This window comes from Paraburkholderia sp. (assembly GCF_028283785.1).
In the GTDB taxonomy this organism is placed as follows: Bacteria; Pseudomonadota; Gammaproteobacteria; order Burkholderiales; family Burkholderiaceae; genus Paraburkholderia.
Map to the genome: position 1 here is coordinate 391,972 of NZ_JAPWKB010000018.1, position 21,913 is coordinate 413,884.

General features: G+C 64.5%; 15 protein-coding genes and 1 pseudogene. 5 read left to right on the top strand and 11 right to left on the bottom strand.

The genetic code is table 11. The features are described 5' to 3' along the window. Window positions 1–322 precede the first annotated feature (322 nt). The gene (locus PW947_RS21560; protein WP_299634430.1) at window positions 323–1,417 is read left to right on the top strand and encodes a glycosyltransferase; all 1,095 of its coding nucleotides are present in this window, start codon (window positions 323–325) and stop codon (window positions 1,415–1,417) included. A 49-nt stretch (window positions 1,418–1,466) separates the two neighbouring features. On the opposite strand, the gene PW947_RS21565 is transcribed toward PW947_RS21560, so the two are convergent. Then, window positions 1,467–2,735, bottom strand: coding sequence for an oligosaccharide flippase family protein (locus tag PW947_RS21565; RefSeq protein WP_299634431.1), 1,269 nt, complete (start codon window positions 2,733–2,735; stop codon window positions 1,467–1,469). A 211-nt stretch (window positions 2,736–2,946) separates the two neighbouring features. On the opposite strand from PW947_RS21565, the gene PW947_RS21570 reads away from it, so the two are divergent. Further along, window positions 2,947–4,260, top strand: a complete 1,314-nt coding sequence (locus PW947_RS21570; RefSeq protein ID WP_299634432.1) for a glycosyltransferase — start codon at window positions 2,947–2,949, stop codon at window positions 4,258–4,260. Window positions 4,261–4,351: 91 nt separating this feature from the next. On the opposite strand, the gene PW947_RS21575 is transcribed toward PW947_RS21570, so the two are convergent. Continuing rightward, window positions 4,352–5,602: an acyltransferase gene (locus PW947_RS21575; RefSeq protein WP_299634434.1), complete on the bottom strand. Its 1,251-nt coding sequence runs from the start codon at window positions 5,600–5,602 to the stop codon at window positions 4,352–4,354. A gap of 301 nt (window positions 5,603–5,903) precedes the next feature. Here PW947_RS21575 and PW947_RS21580 point away from each other — a divergent pair. Both PW947_RS21580 and PW947_RS21585 read left to right on the top strand, forming a co-directional pair. Beyond that, window positions 5,904–7,169 (top strand): annotated as a pseudogene (locus PW947_RS21580) (hypothetical protein); the annotation flags it as partial. Between the two features lie 497 nt (window positions 7,170–7,666). Beyond that, window positions 7,667–8,902 carry a glycosyltransferase gene (locus tag PW947_RS21585; protein ID WP_299634436.1) on the top strand — a complete coding sequence of 412 codons (1,236 nt, stop codon included), beginning with the start codon at window positions 7,667–7,669 and terminating at the stop codon, window positions 8,900–8,902. Here the strand turns inward: PW947_RS21585 and PW947_RS21590 are convergent. Next, window positions 8,841–9,566, bottom strand: coding sequence for a DapH/DapD/GlmU-related protein (locus PW947_RS21590; RefSeq protein ID WP_299634437.1), 726 nt, complete (start codon window positions 9,564–9,566; stop codon window positions 8,841–8,843). The two genes, PW947_RS21585 and PW947_RS21590, sit on opposite strands and share 62 nt — an antisense overlap. A 227-nt stretch (window positions 9,567–9,793) precedes the next feature. On the opposite strand from PW947_RS21590, the gene PW947_RS21595 reads away from it, so the two are divergent. Next, window positions 9,794–10,279, top strand: a complete 486-nt coding sequence (locus PW947_RS21595) for a hypothetical protein (RefSeq protein WP_299634438.1) — start codon at window positions 9,794–9,796, stop codon at window positions 10,277–10,279. A gap of 82 nt (window positions 10,280–10,361) precedes the next feature. Here the strand turns inward: PW947_RS21595 and PW947_RS21600 are convergent, their stop codons facing one another. From PW947_RS21600 to PW947_RS21635, 8 genes are all read right to left on the bottom strand, one after another. After that, window positions 10,362–11,681, bottom strand: a complete 1,320-nt coding sequence (locus PW947_RS21600) for a glycosyltransferase WbuB (RefSeq protein WP_299634439.1) — start codon at window positions 11,679–11,681, stop codon at window positions 10,362–10,364. 344 nt (window positions 11,682–12,025) lie between these two features. Continuing rightward, window positions 12,026–13,000 (bottom strand): GDP-L-fucose synthase, encoded by a 975-nt coding sequence (locus PW947_RS21605; protein ID WP_299634440.1) that lies wholly within the window; start codon window positions 12,998–13,000, stop codon window positions 12,026–12,028. Between the two features lie 7 nt (window positions 13,001–13,007). Further along, the gene (gmd, locus tag PW947_RS21610; RefSeq protein ID WP_299634441.1) at window positions 13,008–14,126 is read right to left on the bottom strand and encodes a GDP-mannose 4,6-dehydratase; all 1,119 of its coding nucleotides are present in this window, start codon (window positions 14,124–14,126) and stop codon (window positions 13,008–13,010) included. A 125-nt stretch (window positions 14,127–14,251) separates the two neighbouring features. Beyond that, entirely contained in the window at window positions 14,252–16,483 is a 2,232-nt protein-coding gene (locus PW947_RS21615) for a polysaccharide biosynthesis tyrosine autokinase (protein WP_299634442.1), read from the bottom strand. A 49-nt stretch (window positions 16,484–16,532) separates the two neighbouring features. Next, window positions 16,533–17,738 carry a polysaccharide biosynthesis/export family protein gene (locus PW947_RS21620; protein WP_299634443.1) on the bottom strand — a complete coding sequence of 402 codons (1,206 nt, stop codon included), beginning with the start codon at window positions 17,736–17,738 and terminating at the stop codon, window positions 16,533–16,535. A 15-nt stretch (window positions 17,739–17,753) separates the two neighbouring features. Beyond that, window positions 17,754–19,139, bottom strand: a complete 1,386-nt coding sequence (locus PW947_RS21625; protein ID WP_299634444.1) for an undecaprenyl-phosphate glucose phosphotransferase — start codon at window positions 19,137–19,139, stop codon at window positions 17,754–17,756. A 68-nt stretch (window positions 19,140–19,207) separates the two neighbouring features. Continuing rightward, a complete protein-coding gene (locus PW947_RS21630) occupies window positions 19,208–20,755 on the bottom strand; it encodes a mannose-1-phosphate guanylyltransferase/mannose-6-phosphate isomerase (RefSeq protein ID WP_299634445.1) in 1,548 nt (515 codons plus the stop codon). Window positions 20,756–20,829: 74 nt separating this feature from the next. After that, window positions 20,830–21,822, bottom strand: a complete 993-nt coding sequence (locus PW947_RS21635; RefSeq protein ID WP_299634446.1) for a helix-turn-helix domain-containing protein — start codon at window positions 21,820–21,822, stop codon at window positions 20,830–20,832. Window positions 21,823–21,913: the final 91 nt, after the last annotated feature.

Sequence of the window (21,913 nt, forward strand, 5' to 3'; positions counted from 1 at the left end):
TTCAACGATTTAGCTTTTAAAACAGCTGATTTAGCAAAACGCAAACCGCACTCACATTAGCATTTTGCGTGCCGTGCAGGCCGCTAGATAAAAGGCTCCGCCATCGCAACAGCATTTTTCAGCCATTCAGATTGGCGATATATCACTAGGATTTCCTGATTTAGCTTTCAGATCGTCAATTACTATTCACTGCTTAAACAGCACACTCTTAACGTTTCATTCATTCAAGCGAATCGACGTGACAGATAATCTCGTTTCGGAACTGCCGACTATTCCCTTGAATCGACGCGGAAAGCCCGGAGCGCGGCGCACGGTGTTTTATGTGCAGCCATTGATTGCCGGTTATCGCGTTGAAGTGGTGGAGGCGCTCAATCAACTGTTCAATCTGAAAATATTCGCGTGTACGCAAGGCGTCGAAGCGCGCGGTTTTTCGAGCGAGCGTCCGCCGTGCGACGAATTCGTCGAAACCAGCATCGCGCAGATCGGTTCGCCGGGCATCAAGATCCAGAGCAAGGTGGTCGCGCATCTGGTGCGCGAACGGCCCGACGCCGTGCTGATCTTCGCCGACATCCGCTTTCTGTCGTTGTGGCTGACGCTGATCGCCGGACGGGTGATGCACGTGCCGGTGCTGATCCACGGCCAGGGGCTGTACCGCCATCAACACGCAGGCTGGCTGCGCACGCTGTGCTACCGGCTCGCGGTGTCGCTGGCGAGCCGCTATGTCTGCTATACGGACGCGTCGCGGCATTCGCTGGAAGCGATCGGCTGCCCGGACCGCAAGCTGGTGGTCGCGGACAATTCGCTGACGGTGTTGCGGCCGGTGACCGCGTCCGAGAAAACCGGCACTGAAAACGGCGTGCTGTTTCTCGGCCGTCTACGCGACGACTCCGACGTCGATATGCTGATCGACGCAATCGGCGTGTTGCGGCGTGAAGGCGGCGAAGGACGCGACATCCTGCTGCATGTGGTCGGTGACGGCGAACACGGCGAACGCTTGCGGCAGCGCTACGCCGGTTGCGATTACATCGTCTGGTACGGCGCGGTGTTCGACGACCGCAAGATCGCGTCGATCAGCCGTCAATGCCGGATCGGCTGCTATCCGGGCGCAGCCGGACTGAGCGTCGTGCATATGTTCGGCCTGAGCCTGCCGCCGCTGATTCACGACCGGATGTCCGCGCATATGGGCCCGGAACCGGCGTATGTGGAACGCGGCCGGACCGGCTTCGTGTATTCGCTCGACGGCGGCGTCGATGCGCTGGCCGCGTCGTTGCGCGACGTGTGGGCCGTGTCGCCCGCACAGATGCGCGCGACCGCCGCCGCTGCATATTCGAAGTACGAGCAGTTGAACACGCCGTCGCTCGGACGCCGTCTCGCGGAAATCGTCAGGACCACGCTCGAACCGGAAACGGCGGTGTAAGCGCGGCGCGCTTCAGGCACGCCAGGCAGGCTTCAGGCACGCACCGCCGTCACGCATCGGCTTCCAGCGCCGGCTTCACGCGCGACGCCCGGTACAGCATCCACCCCGCCGCCGCCGACAACCCGACCGTCATCGACCACGCGATCCCCGTCACGCCGAAGTAATGCGTCGCGGGCGGCACGCAGCACAGCAGCACCAGCACCTGGATCGACGCCGCGTGGGTGACCGCGCGCGCATCGCCGACCGCGCGCAGATACGACACCAGCACGGCAATCAGCGCGCAGATCGCCATATTGATCAGGAAAATCCGGAACAACGGCACCGCCGACAGCCATGCCGGACCGAGGATCAGCGCGAACATCGGCTCGGCGATCGCGCGGAACAGCAGCACGACGAACACCAGTCCGACCGACGCCCCCGCGATATACCAGCGGAACATCCGGATCGCGCCCGGCGGATCGTGACGGAAACGCGCGGCGAAGGTCGGAAACAGGTATTGCGACATCGCCAGCGCGGCGTCGGCGAGCAACATCTGCGCGAGCCGCGACGACACCTGATACGCGCCGAGTTGCGCAGGGCCGAGCAGTTTGCCGACCACCACCTTGTCGAACTGGTTCAGCACCAGGTTGACGATGCTGCCCGCCCAGATCCAGCGGCTGAAACCGATGTAATGACCGATGCCCGCGCAACTCAGACGGATCGGCGGACGCGGCGTCATCAGCATCCACGTGAGCGCGCTCTTCAGGATTTCCGCACCGATCAGCCCGATCAGCACCGAATAGGCGCCGACGCCCGCATACGCGAGGCTCAGCCCCAATCCGCAATCGACGAACGCCGCCGACACCTCGATGCCCGCGATCTGCTGGAACTGGCGGTCGCGTTGCGCGATGAAATACGCGGGCGACGCGATTCCGCGCAGCAACGGCAAGATCGCGCATAACTGGATCAGCCCGTCGGCGCCGTCGAGATGGAATTGATGCGCCATGAACGGCGCGAATGCGAACAGCGCGAGACCGATCAGCACGCCGCGAATCGCGAGCGTGGTCCAGACCGCGCCGAGTTGGCTGCGGGTCGGCGCGGCGTTGCCTTGCACGACGGCCTGCGACAGACCGGTGTCGGACAGCGCTTCGGCAATCGCGACGGCCAGCAACGCGACGCTGACACTGCCGATCGCCGACGGTCCCAGCATCCGCCCGACGGCGAGGAATTTCAGCGCGACGAGTCCTCGCACCAGCACCTGTTGCAGCAACACCCACGTTGCCGCACTCGGGCCGAAGCCCGCTCTCATCGGTGCCGCCAACAGCCGCATCGTCCGCAATCTGGCTCTCCCCGGGTAGTCTTTATCAACTTACCTTAGGCGGATCGCACGCAACCGCCATCAGCCAGGCAGTTTCGGCCCACCTGGCACGCGAGACGCGAGCCACTGTCATTTGCCGCCATCTCACATCACGATATTGTCGGTTGGCGCGCGGGGCGCGATGGTAAGGTACTTTTTCTTGCGTGACGAAGCCAGCCCAATGGAACGTGCGATGGAACGAGCGCTTCAACCTCTGTGCCGACCATCCCTCCGCGTCGACGAGACCGACCCGGTGGTTGCGATCTTCGAGCCGAATTTCACCGGCCACCGGTGGCGCTATGTCGAGTGGATCGCCGAAGCGTGCATCGAGGCGGGTTCGCCTTGTCTGATCGTGACGGAACTCGCCAACGAAGACCACCCGCTCGCGCGTCAGGTCGTCGCGGCAAACCGGTCGGATCTGCAGATCGCCTTCATCGAGGAAGGCAGCACGCGTCGCCGGCGCGGCCTGAACCGCTTCGGTCCGGTGCGCTTTCACCGCTATTTCCAGCGCGCGTACAAGATGATCAACAGCGCGCAGCCGATCGCGCTCGTCGTCATTCCCTACGCCGATTATTTCCTGCACGCGCTGCCGTTTCTCGGCTCGCCGTTCGGCCGCGCGCCGTGGCTCACCATCACCATGCGCGTGGCGTTCCATCACGCGAGCGTCGGTGTGCGCGCGCCGTCGCAGCCGCTCAAGAACTTCGCGAAGAACCTGATTTTCCGCGCCGCGCTGCGCACGCGCGGTTTGCGCGCGATGCTGTCGATCGATCCGACCTTGTCCGAATGGTCGGCGCGCGCGAAGCCTGCGTATAGCGCGAACATCGGCTATGTGCCCGATCCGTTCCCCGACGTGCCGCCGCAAGACATGGCCGACGCGCGCGAGCGGCTCGGGCTCGATCCCGACGCGCGCTATCTGCTGGTGTACGGCGCGATCAGCGACCGCAAGGGCATCTGCGAACTCATCGAGGCGATCGCGGGCATCAAGGGCGGCCCGACCACGGTGCTGATCGCCGGTGAGCAGGACAAGGAAACGCGCGGCTTCATGCGCGCGTTCCTGCCGCATCTGTCGCCGCGTCCGGTGATCCTGGATACGTTTATTCCGAACGACGTCGAGCGCGACCTGTTCGCCGCGTGCGACGCGGTCTGGCTCGGCTATCGTGGACACTACGGCATGAGCGGCGTGCTGGTGCAAGCGTACCGCTTCGGCAAGCCGGTGATCGCAACCGCCGACGGATTGATCGGCTGGTTCTGCCGCGACGGCAATCTCGGGCCGTTGCTGAACGATCTGTCGCCGGAAACGATTCGCAACGCGCTCGACGAACTCGGCGAGCACTGGCTGCCGACCCGCAACGCCGACGGCGATATCCTCCCGCCGACCCGTCATGCGCTGGAAAGCCTGCTGGCACGCAATACGCTGGCGGATTTCAAGCAGACGTTCGTGCAGGCGATCCGCGCTGCGCAGCCGGAATCGCCACGCTCCGCGCTGTGCGCGTTGCCGCCGATCTAACGCGCGTATTTAACGCCCGTATCTGACGCCCGTATCTAACGCGAGCAAACTCAAGCGCTTCACACGAGCACGCGCCGCCTGCGCGCGCGTGCTAACGGCCACCTGTCGGCACGATCGGATCGGGCGAGATAGGCGGCGCGGCGCTTACCGTGATCGCCGCGCCGGGGCCGCCCACGCCGCCAGTACCGCCCACCGCACCCGCCTCCACCGGCTTCATATGCTCGGGAACCGGCACACGACGTTGGGTCGGGAACAGGCGGTTACGCAGACGCAGAAACGGCGCTTCGATCAGGCGCGTGGTCACGTAGCCGACCGAAATCGCGATAAAGAACTGCGCGCCCAAACCGATAAACCACACGAGCGGCAACGGCAAGCCCATCGCGACGCACTTCAGGCTCAGCCATTTGCCCGGCGCGAGCGCGATCGAATGCCACAGGTAGATGCCGTACGAATATCCGCCGATCCACGCCGTCGCGCGATAAATCCACACATTGCGTAGCCGTCCGGAATATTCGAGTACCAGCACGATGAACGCGCAGTATCCGGCCGCCTGCAACGTAAAGCCGATACTCTCGTCGAGCGCGATATGCGGCGTCGCAAAGCACAGCCACGCAACCAGCAACGCGACCACCGCCATCAGCAGATCGACCCGCCGCGCGAGCTTGCGATATACGTCCGGCTTCATCCAGTAAATCGCCGCCAGCATCACGCCGAACAGCAGACTGTCGATCCGGTATTGCGTGTACATGAAAGCCGCGTTCAGATCGCCATTTGCGACCACGATGCAGCGTGCCGTCAGCACCAGCACACAGATGCCCGCCAGCACGCCGAGGATCGCATTCACATGCAGCTTCCAGCGCGCGAGCAGCAGCAGCAACGCGGGCAATACCAGGTAGAAATGCTCTTCGACCGCGAGACTCCATGTCTGCGTGATCGACGTGCCGAAGTAGTTCTGCAAGTGCGTCAGGTTCTGCCACAGAAACGTATCGAGCGGATGACGGCCCACCAGCGCGTGAAACAGGATCAGCGCGTAATACGCGGGCCAGATCTTGAACAGACGCCGGATGATGAAGCTGCGCGCCTCGATGTGACCGGTCTGCGCGTATTGCTGCAACAGCAGACCGCCCACCAGAAAGCCGCTCAGCGTGAAGAACAGGTTCACGCCCTCGCGGCCGAAATTCTTCAGCGGATACTCGATCAGACCGATCGCGAAGTTGCCGGTATTGACGGCGTAGAAGTGAAAGCCCATCACCGCGATCGCGGCGATACCGCGCACGAAATCGAGTTCGATCGACCGGCCGCGCGATGCCGGGCGGCCACTGGGTCCATTGTTTGGCTTCATCGGGGTCCCCTCGATCCGGTGCCGGGCGCAAGGTCGGCGCCACGTTATCTTGGTGCGTTGCACGCGCCATTGCGCGCCAACTTCACGGCTTTTCCGGACCACTTCATCCACACGCCGCGAATCGTTCGCGTGTGCCGTCTGACGCCGCCAGAATCCAGGCAGATGACGCCGCGCAGCAATTCCGCGCGACGCATCGCTTTATAGTCGGACTGAACGACGGCGCGTGTCGCGAAACGGCACGCCGTATCGACAGCCCGGCTGCAAGCCGGTCTGCGCGTCGTCTCCCCTGGAGAAGCCGGCAATGCGAAACAAGTACGCAGCGCTGTGGATCTGGCTCTGCCTGCTGCCACTGGCGTTCGACTACAAATCACCGGATGCCGACACCGGCCACCTCGCGCAGGTGGTGCTGGTGCTGCCGGCCGTCTGCGGCGGCATCGCGCTCGCGCTGATCGCGCCGCGCTTCCACTACACGTCGAAATTGCGCAGCTGGGTGACGGGCGCGCTGTTGCTGAGCCTCGGCGGTAGCGTGGCCGTGCAGCTGGTGCGTCACAACGAACTTGGCAATTATCTGCGCGTGCTGCTGCCGTTCCTGCTGTTCGCGATGGGTTACCTGATTGCGTGCCAGCCGTGGCGCACCGAGCGGATCGCGCAGTTCGAAAAGACCATGTACTACGCGAACGTCGTCAGTCTGGTGTTCACGTTCTGCTTCGGCCTCGCGACCGCCGGTCCGATCGATCAGGTTCGCTTCCGGATCATCTCCGTCACGCTCCTCGGTTTGCAAGGCGTGATCCTGCACGAGTTCGTGATCGCCAAGCGCTTCAAGTTCAGCATGATCGTGGTGTTCCTGTTCACGGCCGTTGCCGAACTGCTGAGCGTCACGCGCAGCCTGCTGCTCGGCACGATCCTGCTGTTCCTGCTGGCGGCGTGGATGAGCGCGCCGTCGATTCAACACGTGGTGCGCGCGGCATTGCGGGTGACGGCGGCCTGCATCGTGCTCGCGGCCATCGCGGCGAGCGCGGCGTGGCTCGCGCCTACCGTCGCCGAACACTGGACCAGCCGCGTGTTCGTTGCGAAACAGACCGAATCCGGGCTCGATCCGACCACCATCACGCGGCTCGCGGAATTGCGCGACCAGTTCGACCAGGTCACGTCGTCGACCTCGACGCTGCTGTTCGGCGAAGGCTATGGCCACTGGTATCGCTATTCGCCGCTTTATCTGCCGGACCTCGCCGGGCAGATCTCCGAAAAAGATTTCTATTCGATCCGCGACTGGGTGGCCGGGCACAACTTCTGGGTCTATCAACTGTTCGCGGGCGGTCTCCTGTTCGGGATCGCGTTACCGGCCGCCGTGGTCATGACGTTGATCGTCGCCGGTCTTGCGTACCGACGATGGCGCGCGACCGCGTCCGATGCATTGCTGCTGCCCGTGCTGGGCCGCTCGATCCTGCTGCTGGCCGCGTTGCCGGCGGTGTCGATCGGCGGTAATCCGCTCGGGCCGCGTTTTTCCGGGCTGATGTTCGGCATCGGGCTTGGCTTGACGGTGGCGACCTACACGCGTCTGCAACGCGAACTCGGCGGCCGACGCCGCCGCGCCCGCGCGCCACGGCCGGTTCCGCGCGGCACGCCGCCGGGCATGGAGCCATCGTTCAGCACGCCGTCGTTCGGCGCATCGCCGTTTGCGCGTCCGCCGTTCGCATCGACCGCGTTCCCCTCCGCGATGGCCGCCGACGACGCGCCGTCGAAGGTTGCGTCGGTGCTGCCCGCTTACACCGCGCCGGCTGCGGCCGCAGCGGTCGCCGCCACCGAGGCCGCTGCGCGTGCGGGTGCATCGGCTGCATCGACGCTCCATGCGCCGGTTTCCCCGGCGGCAACCGCAGCCGCGACAACCGCAGCCGCCGCTAACGGCGCGGCCACAGCCGACACCATCGCGCCGATCCCGTCGGTCTCGCCAGCACCCGCGGTCCAGATTCCGGTTGCCGCCACCGCCGGGCGTCCCGCGTCCGCCGATATCCGCACGCCGCACTCGTTGCATGTCAACGCGGGCGCGTTTCACCGCATGAATCCATGAAGATCCTGCATCTGCTGTCGACGCTGGACCCGCGCGCGGGCGGACCGATCGAAGGCGTGCGCCAGTCGGGCGTCGCGATGGCCGCGCTCGGCCATCAGATCGAAGTGGCGTGCCTCGACGCGCCCGACGCGCCGTTTATCGGCGAGTTTCCGTTGACGGTCCACGCGCTCGGTCCGTCGCGCAACTACTACGGTTATTCGGACCGCTACGTACCGTGGCTGCGCGCCGAAAGCGCGCGCTTCGATGCGGTGATCGTGCACGGTCTGTGGCAATACCACGGCTTCGGCGCGTGGCGCGCGCTGCGTCGCGCGGACGTGCCGTATTACGTGTACACGCACGGCATGCTCGATCCGTGGTTCAAGCAGAGCGCGCCGCTCAAGCATCTGAAAAAGTGGCTGTACTGGCCGTGGGCCGAATATCGCGTGCTGCGCGACGCCGCCGCCGTGATCTTCACGACAGAAGAGGAACGTCTGCTCGCGCGCCAGTCGTTCTGGCTGTATCGCGTCGAAGAACGCGTGGTGCCGTTCGGCGCGCGTCCGCCGCCGCCGAACGCCGACGCGATGCGCGACGCGTTCTTTGCCGAATGGCCCGCGCTGCGCGGCAAGCGGATCGTGCTGTTTCTCGGCCGGATTCACAAAAAGAAAGGCTGCGATCTGCTGATCCGCGCATTCGCCGATTACGCGACGCGGTGTCCGGACGCGCATCTGATGATCGCTGGTCCGGACTCGGTCGGCTGGCAGGCGTCGTTGATGACGCTCGCGCAGGCGTGCGGCGTCGGCCATCAGGTGAGCTGGCCGGGCATGCTCGAGGGCGAGCTGAAATGGGGCGCCTTCTACGCGGCCGACGTGTTCGCGCTGCCGTCGCATCAGGAGAATTTCGGCGTCGCGGTGGCCGAAGCGCTCGGTTGCGGCTTGCCGGTGTTGATCTCGGACAAGGTCAACGTGTGGCGGGAAGTCTCGCAGGACGGTGCGGGTTTCGTCGCCGACGACAGCGTCGCGGGCACGCTGCAACTGCTGGAAGGCTGGCGCTCGCTCGACGACGAATCCCGGCTTCAGATGCGTCGGCAGGCGCGACGCACGTTCGACGCGCGCTTCGGCATCATGGGCATGGTCGAGTCGCTGACGGCGCTATTGCAGGCGCGGCACGTCAACGGACCGACCGACAAGCCGCTCATCCCGGCGGTATCGACGGAGACGGCGATGGCTCCCGGCTCGGGTCGAAACGCTTCCTGATAAAGCGGCACGGATTGCCGCCGTACACGCCTTCCGCATCCAGCGACCGATGCACCACCGACAGCGGCGTCACCACCGCCGAGCGGCCGATCGTCACGCCCATCTGCACCACGCATTTCGATGAAATCCACACGCCGTCCTCGATCACGACCGGCGCGACGCGCAGATCCATGTTCGTGGCCATATCGTGCGAACCGGCGCTGATAAACGTGCCTTGCGAGATGCATACGTGCGAACCGATCCGCACCGGCGCCTGGTTGTAGATCCACGCATCGACGCCGAACCAGCAGTGATCGCCGACCTCCAGATGCCACGGATATTTGACGCGCACCGGATGCACGAAGCGGCAGCCCACGCCGATCTTCGCGCCGAACAGCCGCAGCAGGCCGACGCGGATCGCGGAGACCGGCATCAGGCTGTTGTTCATCACGCAGGTCTCGACGACGAACCACAGCGCGCGGATCGCGACGCCGCGCGTCGACACGTAATTGCCCTTGCCCGCGCGGCTGAGGTCGATCACGCGGCCGCTGTCGCGGGTGGCATGAGCGGCATGAGCGGCGTGAGCAGCGTGGCTCGCGTGGCCCGGCTCGACGGACGGCGTGGCCTGCGCGCACGCCTGTCCGGCCGGCTCGCCGAGCGCCACGTCATCGATTGCATTGCCCATGAATTCTCCGTTGCATGCTGTTGCACCGCGCTCGCACGCGGCGGCGCGCATCGTCCGATTATCTGGCCGCGCTTCGCGCCGCGCGCGTCGCGAACCGTGCATGGCCGCGTCGGAAAGACTTTTGGCGTCTGGATGCGAAGCGCCTGTACGACCATGCAAGGTGTGGCGTCGCGCGTGATGGCGCGCGCGCTTTCGCAACACGGGCGTGAGCCTGACGGGAGACCGGAATGACGATTTCGATACGTCCGATCGTGCGATCGGCGTGGCTGTTGCTCGGCGGGCTCGGCGGCCTTGCCTGCGCGCAGATCGCGCTCGCGCAGCAGGACGACACGCCGACGGAAAGTTCGACCGCGCCGTCTTATTCAGCCGTGCCGTATGCGAGCCCAGGCGGTTCGAAGAGCACCAACGCGAAGGACAAAGCCGCCGCGACGCGGCGCAACAACGGCATCGTCGAGCAGCAGTTGCTCGGCGCGCCGGATCCGTACGGATCGAGCCTCGGCGCAGCGGGCGATTCCGCCGATACCGGGTCGAGCGCGTCGGATGCGTCGAGCGATCCGGGCCCGATCCGTCCGAAGAAGCGTCCGGGGACAACCACACGCCGTCCGTCGACGCTCACCGCCAGCGACCCGGATAGCGCCGCGACTGCGGTGTTTCGCGATCCCTACAAGCGTTCGGGCACGCCGGACACGCAGGTCTACAAGTCGCCGTATTGATGGCGCGCGCCTGAACGAGGCGCGATAGCCGACAGTTACCGGCCGCCGCGCACCAGATACGCGGCATCGGCCGTGGATCGGTTCACTCCGTCGCGGATTGCGCGACCTGCGCCTTGGTCGCTTCGCCGGGCGTGCGACGCGCACCGTTCGCGTCGGCGTCGGCGGGCCGCACGGCTGCCTCGCCGTGAACCAGCACCGACAGCCGCGCGTCCAGCACGCCGATCGCCATCGCGGGCGACAGCCGCTGTTCGGCATAGCGCCGCGCCGCGCGGCCGAGAATTGCCCGGCGCGCTTCGTCGGCCGATAGCGCGGCGATCGCGGCGACCAGCGCATCGACATCGTCCGGCGGCACCGCGACACCGGTGTCCGACGTGACTTCGTACAGGCTCGTGCCGGGCTGCGCCATCGCGATTACCGCGCGGCCACTGGCGAGCATGCCGGTCAGCTTCGACGGCATCACCAGATCCGCGACATCGCCGCGTTGCGGCAAGACGTGAATGTCCGCGACGTTGAGCAGTTCGTTGAGCAACGCGACCGGTTGCAGCGGCAGCATATGGCAGTTCGACAGACCGGCGCAGCGCGCGGCGAGATCGGCTTTGGCAACGCCCGCGCCACAGAACACGAAGCTGATGTCGGTTCGTTCGGCGAGCGCGGCCGCTGCGGCGGCCAGCGTTTCGATGCCCTGCTTCGCGCCCATGTTGCCGGAATACAGCACCACGGTATGGTCTTTCGGGATGCCGAGCAGACTGCGATAGATGCTCGGTTGCGTCAGCGGGTAGATTGCGTGCAGATCGACCCAGTTCGGCACGCAGACCGTCTGCGCCTTATCGACGCCCTTGCTGATCGCACGCTCGACCATCCGGTCGGAAATCGACGACACCACGTCGAACCGCGACAGCAAGCCACGTTCGAGCCAGTGCGCGAATCGCGAGACGCGCGGGCTTTTCAGCAGGCCGAGGTCGAACGCAGCATCGATCTCGTAGTCCTGGATATGCAGCCACGCCTTGGCACGTGTGCAGCGGGCGAGCGTCAACGCGGCCGGCGCGCACAGCATGGTCGGCGCGATCGTCAGCACCACGTCGGGACGCCAGAACAGCTGACGCATCAGCAGCGGCAACGACGACAGCGCGAAGCTCGCCAGATGCAGCATCCGCTTGATGCCGCCCGGAAACGCCGGCACCCACAGCGGCGCGCGCCACACGCGTACGCCCTGCAACGTGTCGTGCCGGTAACGCCACGCCGAAAAACCCGGCGCGATCCGCCATTCCGGGTAATACGGCGGTGCGCACACCACCCGCACCTGATGACCGCGCGCGGTCAGCAACTGGCTCATTTCGGCGGTGTACTTGCCCGTCCCCGACAGTTCGGGCGCGTAATTGAGTCCGTAGATCAAAACCTTCATGTTTGACAATCCCGTGTCCGCCGACTGGTGCCGGTACATCGTTGAACGCGCCCCGTTCCTGCGTCACGCCTTGCCATGTGCTGTCGTTGTCGTTGTGTTTTATGGTTGTGGTTGTCCTCGTCGAAATACCGCCGCATCGGACTGCTGCCAGAACGTACGTCATACGCTGCTGCACACACACTGCCACCGCGTTCCGGTTTGTCGCGAAACGGTGAAACGTCGGATGGACTTCGGAACAACCGGTGCAACCGGATTCAGTGCTCGTGACCGATGCCGCCGTCCTTCGAACAAGGACGGTGCCGTCCGCCGGTCCCGGACGGCACGCATCAATCGTCCGCGTGCGGCTACCCTCGCACGGCGGCCTCCCAGGCAGGCGTACGCGCAAAGCGGTGCGCCTGTCTGCCGAGAAAATCTTCATACGTCGACGCAATGCCCTCTGCCAGGCCGATGCGCGCCCGCCAGCCCATCGCCGTCAGCCGCGACACGTCGAGCAGCTTGCGCGGCGTGCCGTCGGGTTTGGTGGTGTCGTATTCGAGCGCGCCGTCGAAGCCCACGACTTCGCAGATGCACTCCGCGAGTTCGCGAATCGACAGGTCGTCGCCGACACCCACGTTGAACACGCCTTCGCTGACATCGTTTTCCAGCACGAACAGCGTGGCCGCCGCGACGTCGTCGACGTGCAGGAATTCGCGGCGCGGTTCGCCACTCCCCCACACGGTGATCGCCCGCTCGCCGTTCAGCTTCGCTTCGTGCGCCTTGCGCAGCAGCGCAGGCAACACGTGACTGCTGTTCAGATCGTAGTTGTCGTTCGGACCGTACAGGTTGGTCGGCATCAGCGACACATACCGCGTGCCGTACTGCCGGTTGTACGCTTCGCACAGCTTCAGCCCGGCGATCTTCGCGATCGCGTAGGCGTCGTTGGTCGGTTCGAGCGGCGAACTCAGCAGATACTCTTCGCGGATCGGCTGCTCGCACAGCTTCGGATAAATGCACGACGAACCGAAAAACACCAGCCGCCCGACGTTCGCGCGATACGCCGCATGAATCACGTTGCTTTCGATCGCGAGGTTCTCGTACAGAAATGCGGCCGGCTGCGACGCGTTGGCGAGAATCCCGCCGACGCGCGCCGCCGCGAGCAGCACCACGTCGATCGGTTCATCCTGAAAGAACGCAGCGACCGCGTGTTGATCGGTCAGGTCCAGTTCGCTGCGGTCGCGTGTGACGAGGTTGCGATAACCGGCCGCGCGCAATCCGCGAACCAGCGCCGAGCCCACCATGCCACGATGTCCGGCCACGAAGATGCGTGCGTTTTTATCCATGACGTATTTACTCGTGATGTTCGAGCGAACGGAATCCGGCGAGCGTCACCAGCGCATCACGCCGGGCGATCTGGTAATCCGAGCGGACCATCTCCTTGATCAATGCCTGCAACGACGTCGTCGGACGCCAGCCGAGCTTCGCATGCGCTTTCGACGCATCGCCGATCAGCGACTCGACTTCGGCCGGACGGTAATAGCGCGGATCGATGCGCACGATCACGTCGCCCGGCGTCAGCTTCGCTTCGCGACCTTCGACGCGATCCACGATGCCGACTTCATCGACGCCCGTGCCTTCGAAACGCACGGTCACGCCCAACTCCGCCGCCGCGTGGCGGACGAAATCGCGCACGCTGTACTGCACGCCCGTCGCGATGACGAAATCTTCCGGTTCGTCCTGTTGCAGCATGCGCCACATCATGTCGACGTAATCGCGGGCATGGCCCCAGTCGCGCAGCGCCGACAGATTGCCGAGATACAGCTGCTTTTGCAGGCCGGTCGCGATCCGCGAGATCGCGCGGGTGATCTTGCGCGTGACGAAGGTCTCGCCGCGCACCGGCGACTCGTGGTTGAACAGGATGCCGTTACACGCATACATCCCGTACGACTCGCGATAGTTCACCGTGGTCCAGTAAGCGAACAGCTTCGCCACGCCATACGGGCTGCGCGGATAGAACGGCGTGGTTTCGCGTTGCGGCGTTTCCTGAACCAGCCCGTACAGCTCCGAGGTCGAGGCCTGATAGAAACGCGTTTTCTTGACCAGACCCAGCGTGCGGATCGCTTCGAGCAGACGCAGCGTGCCGAGCGCGTCGGCATTGGCCGTGTACTCGGGTTCCTCGAACGACACCGCGACGTGGCTTTGCGCGGCGAGGTTATAGATTTCGTCCGGCTCGACCGTCTGGACGATGCGCATCAGTCCGGTCGAATCGGTCATGTCGCCATGATGCAGCTTCAGACCTTCCGAGGTCTCGTGCGAATCATGGTGCAGGTGATCGATCCGGTCGGTATTGAACAACGACGAACGCCTTTTGACGCCGTGTACTTCGTATCCTTTTTCAAGCAGCAGTTCAGCGAGATACGAACCGTCCTGTCCGGTGACACCGGTAATCAAGGCGACCTTCTTAGTCATTGCTTACTCCTCGTCATTGTCGTCAATGCTTGAAAAACCAGACCGGCGAGGCAGCCGGTCTGCGTACCGCCCCTATGCTGCGTATGTGTCCAGCGTTTTTTTAAATCGAAACCGGTGTTGCGGGTCTAGCCGGCGATGCTGTCGTACTGGTAGATGCCGCCGCGATAGCCGGTCGAGCCGAGGAACGCGGCCGCTTGCGGCACGTCGGTCAGCAGCACGCCCTTCAGGTTCACGCCGCCGTTACGCAGACGCTTCGCGGTTTCGACCAGCTCGTTGACCGGATTGCGGCCGAAGCGCGTCACCAGCAACGTTGTGGCTGCATGCTTGCCGATCACGGTCGAATCCGTGACCGCGAGCACCGGCGGCGTATCGATGATCACGACGTCGTACTGCGCCTTCAGTGTGTCGAGCAGTCGCGAGAAATTCGCGCTCATCAGCAGTTCGGACGGATGCGACGGCAGCGAACCCTTCGGCAGCACATCGAGGCCCGGCAGCACGTCGCGACGGATCGCCACGCGCAGTTCGCCGCCACGCAGCACGTCCGACAAACCCGGCTGATGCGTGATACCGAAGTGCGAGTGGACGTCGCCGCGCCGCATGTCGCCATCGACGATCAGCACGCGCTGATTCGCCGACGCAACCAGTGCCGCGAGGTTCACCGACAGGAACGACTTGCCCGCGTCCGGACGCGATCCGGTCAGCATCACGACGTTGTTCTGCGAGCTGCCCAGCAGCAGTTGCAGCGTGGTGCGCAAGCTGCGCACGCCTTCGACGGCGATGTCCTGCGGCGACTGTTCGGCGAGCACGTGCAGCCCGCGACGGCGCAGCATCACGTCGTTTTGCAGACGCAACTGCTGCTCGCTGCGCGGCACCACCGCGAATACCGGCACGCCGAGCACGTTTTCGATTTCGTCCGGACGTTCGACACCTCCATACAGCGTCTTGCGCACGAACGCGAAAATCACGCTGATAAACAGGCCCGCGCCGAGCGCGATCAACATCACGATCAGCTTTTTCGGGCGCACCGGATCGTCCGGCACTTCCGCGAAATCGACCACGCGCACATCGCCGACCTGGCCGGCCCGCGCGATACGCAATTGCTGCGCGCTGTTCAGCAGGTTGGTGTAGAGCTCGGTGTTCACATGCACGTCGCGCAGCAGACGCAACGCGGTCTGTTCCGTGCCCGGCAAACCCGCGACGCTGCGGTTCATCACCGACTGCTGCGCCTGCAACGCGCCGATCTGCGCGTCGAGTGCAGCGACGGTCGGGTGATTCGGCGTGAAGCGTTGCGACATCTCCAGACGCTGGTTCTGAAGATCGGCCAGCCGCGTCTTGTTATCGACGATCTGTTGCAGCAGCAGCTTGCTTTCCTCGCCGAGATCGACGGTGCCGTGTTCGTTGCGGAACTTGTTGTAGCGCTGTTCGGCGGCGTCGAGTTCGGCGCGCAACTGCGGCATCTGCTGATCGAGAAAGCCGAGCATGTGCTCGACTTCCGCCGAACGGCTCGCCACGTCCTGCTGGATAAAGCGTCGCGCGACGAAGTTGATGATCTCGGTGGTCAGGCGCGGATCGTGGCCTTCGAGACTCGCGCGGATGATCCCCGATTGCAGCGTCGATTCCGCCACTTCCATCTGCTTGCGCAGCCGTTCCACCGTGGTCAGCGTGGACGCCCGCGACAGCTCGAAGCGCATGCCGGGCGGCCCGGTCAGCGTGTCGATCTGCAGCGCGATCGGACCGGCCGCGGTATCGGCCTGCACCGGCTCGCCGACCTTGCCTTCGAGCACGGTCGCGCCGTCCGGGTCCTGCAACACGTATTCGCCCGGCGACACGATGCGCACCGTGAACGGCCGGTCGTACTGATCGGCGTTCGTATCGAAACGCGAAACGGCGATCGTTTCGTTGCCCCACGCGTAGCTCGACAGATTGATGAACGACGGCAGCTTGAATCCCCACTTGCCGTTCACGATGTTGCCGAGCAGCGGCGCGATCAGCGGAAACTTGCGCGGCTTCGCGGTGATGTCGAGATGCAGGGCCTTGACGGTCTCTTCGGTGACGAGGCGCGAGCGCAGCAGTTCGATTTCGGCCGCGGTGGACGGCTTGGTGTCGAACATGCCGCTGACCGGCAGCGGCCCGCCCTTGTCGTTCGGGCCGCTATCGGTCTTGTCGACCACATGGAACATCACGTCGGCCTGATAGACGGGCGTCGCGAGAAACGCGTACGTGGCGCCCAGCATCAGGGCCAACAACGTGATCACGACAGCCGGCCGCCAGTTCGACAGCAAGGTCTGCAGATAGTCGCCCAGATGCGACTCATCGCCTGGCATGAAGGCGTAACGGTTTTCGAACTCGGTAGCCATGTTCGTGATCTGTCAAAGAAGAGCCATTTCAGAAGCGGTGCACCGCGAATTACTTCGCGAGCAACGCGCCGGTTACGCCTGCGTTGATTGCCGGCAGCAGCAGGTTCAGCACACGGTTGAAGCGCACGAGTCCGTTGTTGTCGATGTACACGACGTCTTTCGGTTGCAGGTCGAACTGGTTCGCGAGAATCATCGACACCGGCGACTTCACGTCGAGGTGATACACCTGCGGCTCGCCGCCGGTGATCGATCCGCGAATCACGAACAACTGCTTCGCGTCGGCGGAATTCACGTTCAGACTGCCCGCCTGCGACATCGCATCCGACAGCGTCAGGCGTCCGTCGCGCATCGGCAGGATCGTTGCCGGGCGGTTGAATTCGCCCATCACGTACACGCCGTTGTCTTCCCGCGAGGCCACCCGCAACAGATCGCCGCTATGCAGATAGATCTCGGACGGATTGCGGCCGCTCTTGATCAGTTCCGCGACGTTGATCGGATACGTAACGCCGTTGCGCACCAGATCGACGCGGCTCTGATCCGCGTTCGACGTGAATCCGCCCGCGCGTCCGACCGCTTCGGTCAGCGACATCGGAATGTCGTTGATCTGCTGCGAGCCCGGCGTATGCACTTCGCCGTCGATATACACCGACGATGCGCGGAACGACGCGATCCGCACCGTCACCTGCGGATTCAGGAACACCTTCGCCAGCTCGGTGTGAATCTTCGACTGCACGGTCTGCGCATCGTCGCCACCGACGTGAACCTTGCCGGCGTACGGAAACTGCACGTTGCCCGAGCTATCGACCAGAAAACCCGGCGCGGCATCGGCCGTACGCGTGTTCTGCGATGGCTGCCCGACCGCGGCGGCGAGTTCCGGGTGATCCCACACGGTGATCTGCAACACGTCGCCCGCACCGATCCGGTACGACGTCGGCTTGCCGAACAGCTGCAGGGTCTCCGCCGTCACCACCGATTGCGGCGACGCCTTCATCTGCCGCAGCAATGCGAGGTTGATATCGGTAATCGGCACCTGGACGTCCTGCTGCGCTTCGGTGCTGTATTCGCCTCCTGTTTCTGGCAAGGTCGCCGGCGTCGCCATCTTCTGGCCGGGCGCGAGTCCGCATGCGGACAACGCACCGATCGCCGCGACGCAGCCGATCGTTTGCAGGGCACGACGCAGGCGCACAGCCAGCGACGTACGGACGTTGCGCGCGGCATAGGCGGCAACACTGTTCACAACGGGGACCGTTTTCATCGTCTCCCCCACACTTCAGTACGCATTGTCATTAACGAGGCCTCGAACGACGGTCGCCACGATGATTCGCATGTCGAGCCAGAACGACCAGTGAGCGAGGTAGTAAAGATCATGGGCCACGCGCAGTTCCATCTTTTCGATGCGGTCCGTCTCGCCCCGAAAACCATTGATCTGCGCCCAGCCTGTGATGCCCGGCTTGATCCGGTAACGGTTGATGTAGCCCGTCACCAGCTTCTGATACATATCGTCGTGCTCGATCGCGTGCGGACGCGGTCCCACCACCGACATATCGCCGCGCAGCACGTTGAAGAACTGCGGCAACTCGTCGAGGCTGGTCTTGCGCAGAAACGCGCCGACCCGGGTGATCCGCGAATCGCCGCGGGTCGCCTGACTGACCGTGCCCGCCTGCTCCGTATGCATGCGCATCGAGCGAAACTTATAGATCGTGAAAACCCGGCCGTCCGCGCCCTTGCGCTTCTGCTTGAACAGCACCGGCCCGCGCGACGACGCTTTCACCGCAATCGAGATCGCGATCAGCAGCGGCGTCAGCGCCACCAGCGCGGCCGCCGCGAACAGACGGTCGAACAGTTCCTTCTTCACCAGCGCGCGGGACGACAGCGGCGACGCGACGAGGTTGATCGCCGGCACGCCGAGCAGATCGATCACGCCGCTGGTATCGAACAGCGCGATGCTGCGCACGTCCGGGATAAAGCGGATATTGACCAGATCGTTGCGAAACTCGGTGACGAGCTTGAAGATCGTGCGTTCGTCGGCCAGCGACAACGCGAGCCACACTTCGTGCACGTCGTTGCGCCGCACGTAGTCGGCAAGACCTTCGAGCGTGTCGAGCATCGTCATGTTCGGCGACGCCAGCGGCAGTTCGTCGGGCGACGTGTTGTAGATCGCCGTCGCGCGGAAACCGGTCGCGGGCGACGTATCGATCCGACGCACGATCGCATCGCACTGCGTGCCCGGCCCGACGATCGCAACCTGATGCACGTTCAGCCCCGCGCGCCGTGCGCGTGCCAGCACACCGTGCGCGATCAGCCGCCACGCCAGCAGCAAACCGCCCGCCATCGCGGTCCAGTACGTGAACCACAACCGCGACACCGAATCGATGTGGTGCAGCGAATACATCGCCGCGAGCGCGCAACCCTGCACCACCAGCCACGCCAGCGAAACCTGCCCGGCCAGCGCCAGCTTCGAGCGGCCGCGCCAGGATTCGTACACGTCGAACGCTGGAAAAATCGCCAGCGCAAACGCCGCGGCGAACAGCACGAACGCACTATAGAAACCGACTTGCGTTGCATCGTCGAAACGGATTCTCGATGCAACGGCTGCCCCGACGATCACGACCGTGACGTCCGCCAATCTTGCCAATATCCCTTGTAGCTCCCGCATTTCGCTCACCCTGCCGTTTGGCGTTCACTGCTTGTCCATTGGGTGCATCCAAAGCGCCGTCGCAGCGACTACCGACAGCGGCCGTAGGTATCGTCGAACCTGACGATGTCGTCCTCCCCGAGATAGGCGCCTGACTGGATTTCGATGATTTCGAGCGGTACTTTTCCGGGGTTTTCAAGCCGGTGCTTAACCCCGAGCGGGATGAAGGTGGATTCGTTTTCGGCCAGCAGAAACTGCTCTTCGGCGCGCGTGACGAGCGCGGTGCCGCGCACCACGACCCAATGTTCGGCGCGGTGATGATGCAGTTGCAGCGACAGCCGCGCGCCCGGCGTGACGACGATCCGCTTCACCTGGAAGCGTTCGCCGTGATCGATCGAGTCGTAGTAACCCCACGGCCGGCTGACCTTGCGATGCGCGTCGGCTTCCGGTGCGCGCAGCGCCTTGATCCGCGTGACCAGTTCCTTCACGTCCTGCACGTGCGAGCGATCCGCGACCAGCACCGCGTCCGCGGTTTCGACGACGATCAGACCGGTCGTGCCGACGCACGCGAGCAGGCGCCCTTCCGAGTGTCCATAGGTCGATGTCGACGATTCGAACATCACGCGGCCGCGCGCGACGTTGCCCGACGCGTCCTTTTCCATCGCGTCCCACACGGCGTCCCACGAACCGAGATCGGACCAGCCCGCGTCAAGCGCAACCGCGACACCGGGCGGCATGCCGTCGACTTCGGTATTGAGGCGCTCCATCACGGCGTAATCGATCGAATCGGCGGGCGAGCGGCCGAACGCGTCCGCCGACGGAAACAGCGACAGGCCGTCCACGCGCGCGCCGACGAAGGCGGTGAGACAGGCGGCGTGCATGTCCGCCTGCAAGCGCTGCACGGTGCGCATCCAGACGCTCGCGCGCATCACGAAGATGCCGCTGTTCCACCAGTAGCTGCCGGCTTCGACATAGCGCGCGGCCAGTTCGGCCGCAGGCTTTTCGACGAAGCCGTCGATCTCGCGCGCGCCGTCGTCGAGCACGCGGCCCACGCGGATATAGCCGAAACCGGTTTCGGCCGAGCGCGGCGGCACGCCGAGCGTGACGATCGCGCCGCGTTCGGCGTGGCTCGCAGCCAGGGTCATCGCCGCATGCAACGCGGCACGGTCGAGAATGGCGTGATCGGCGGGCATCACGAGCAGGATCGGGTCGTCGCCGTCGGCGCAGGCCATCGCGGCCGCGAGCGTCAACGCTGGCGCGGTATCGCGGCGCGCCGGCTCGACGATCAGCCGGGCATTGACGCCGCTCGCGCGCAACTGGTCGGCGACCATGAAACGATGTTCTTCGCCGCAGACCACGATCGGCGACGCGGCGACTTCCCAGTCGGACGGGAAGTCTTCCATCCGGCGCACGGTGGCTTGCAGCAGCGAATCCGCGCCCAATACGCCGATCAACTGCTTCGGAAAGTTTTCACGCGACATCGGCCACAAACGCGTGCCCGAGCCGCCCGCGAGAATCACGGGCACGATGCGCGCGGTGCGCGTCGCGACGTCGGCGTCCTGTACACCGCTGGTGTCGCCGTCGCCCGGCGACACGTCGTCCGCCACCCCGGGCGGGTCCTCCGAACCATTACGCATTTTGTAATCCTTACGATCAATACGCAGTCTGCGCTGCGGTGCGGCGTGCAGTGCGGTGGAGAGGATGTCCGGCGTCAGACGCCGGCTTCGAGACGACTTTGCAGGCGATACTCCGTAGGAGAAACCATCATGCGTTTGCGGAAGATCTTGGCGAGACGGTCGCCGTTGCCCATTCCGGTCCGGCGCGCGATCTTGTCGACCGGCAGTTCGGAATCCGTCAGCAGGCCGCAGGTGATCGTCAGACGGGCGTGCAGCAGATATTCGGACGGCGTGATGCCCATTTCGAGCTTGAAGCGGCGCAGGAAATTGCGCTCGCTCATCGCCGCGATCTGCGCCGCATCGGCCACCGAGATCGAGTTCTGGCAGTTTTCCTGTAACCAGCGCGCCGCCGCGCGAATCTTGTCGGCGCGGCTGGTGCCGGACATGTCGCTGAGCAAGGCGGGCAGGTTGTCGCCGGAATCGGGCATCAGGCGTTCCGCGACGGCCCGCGCGATCTCGATGCCGAGATCGCGTTTCACCAGCGCCAGCGCGGTTTTCATCGAAGCAAGACGATCGTTCGTATCGGCGTAGGTGTCGTCGGCGCCGGGTTGCGCGAAGCCGTCGCCGTCGCGCGGCGTGCGCTGTTCGGTGATCGACGCGGCTTCCAGTAACGAGCGGCCCTGAGCGATCGAACGGATCGTCGCGGTATGCGTATGCACCCGTCGCAGCCACGAAATCAGGCGCTCGTCGGTGGCCGCGGTCAGCGCCGCCTTGCCGCCCGCGACGAACAGCGCGTCGAAGCTGGCGTAATGACGCGAATCGAGCCGGTCGGTCCAGACCCGGATCGACGACGCGCACGCTACCGTTCCGCCATCGACGGACAGGAAGCAGACGTCGTAATTCCAGGTGTTCGGGCCCGTCGGCGACAGTTCGTTCGCGACATGGAACACTTCAGCAACGATGCCTGCCCCGAGCAACGAGCAGCCGTCGAACAACAGGATGGCGATATGGCGGGTGGGACAAACCGCGCTCCGGGTGAGAGCACTCACGCTGCCGGTCACCGGGGACTCTAGACTTGCATATTCCATGGTCTTCCCCTCGACGTCGTTTGGTACGCGATAGAGTTTGCATTGCTGTGCAGCGCATCATACGCAACCATAATCACCGCCTGCATATGCT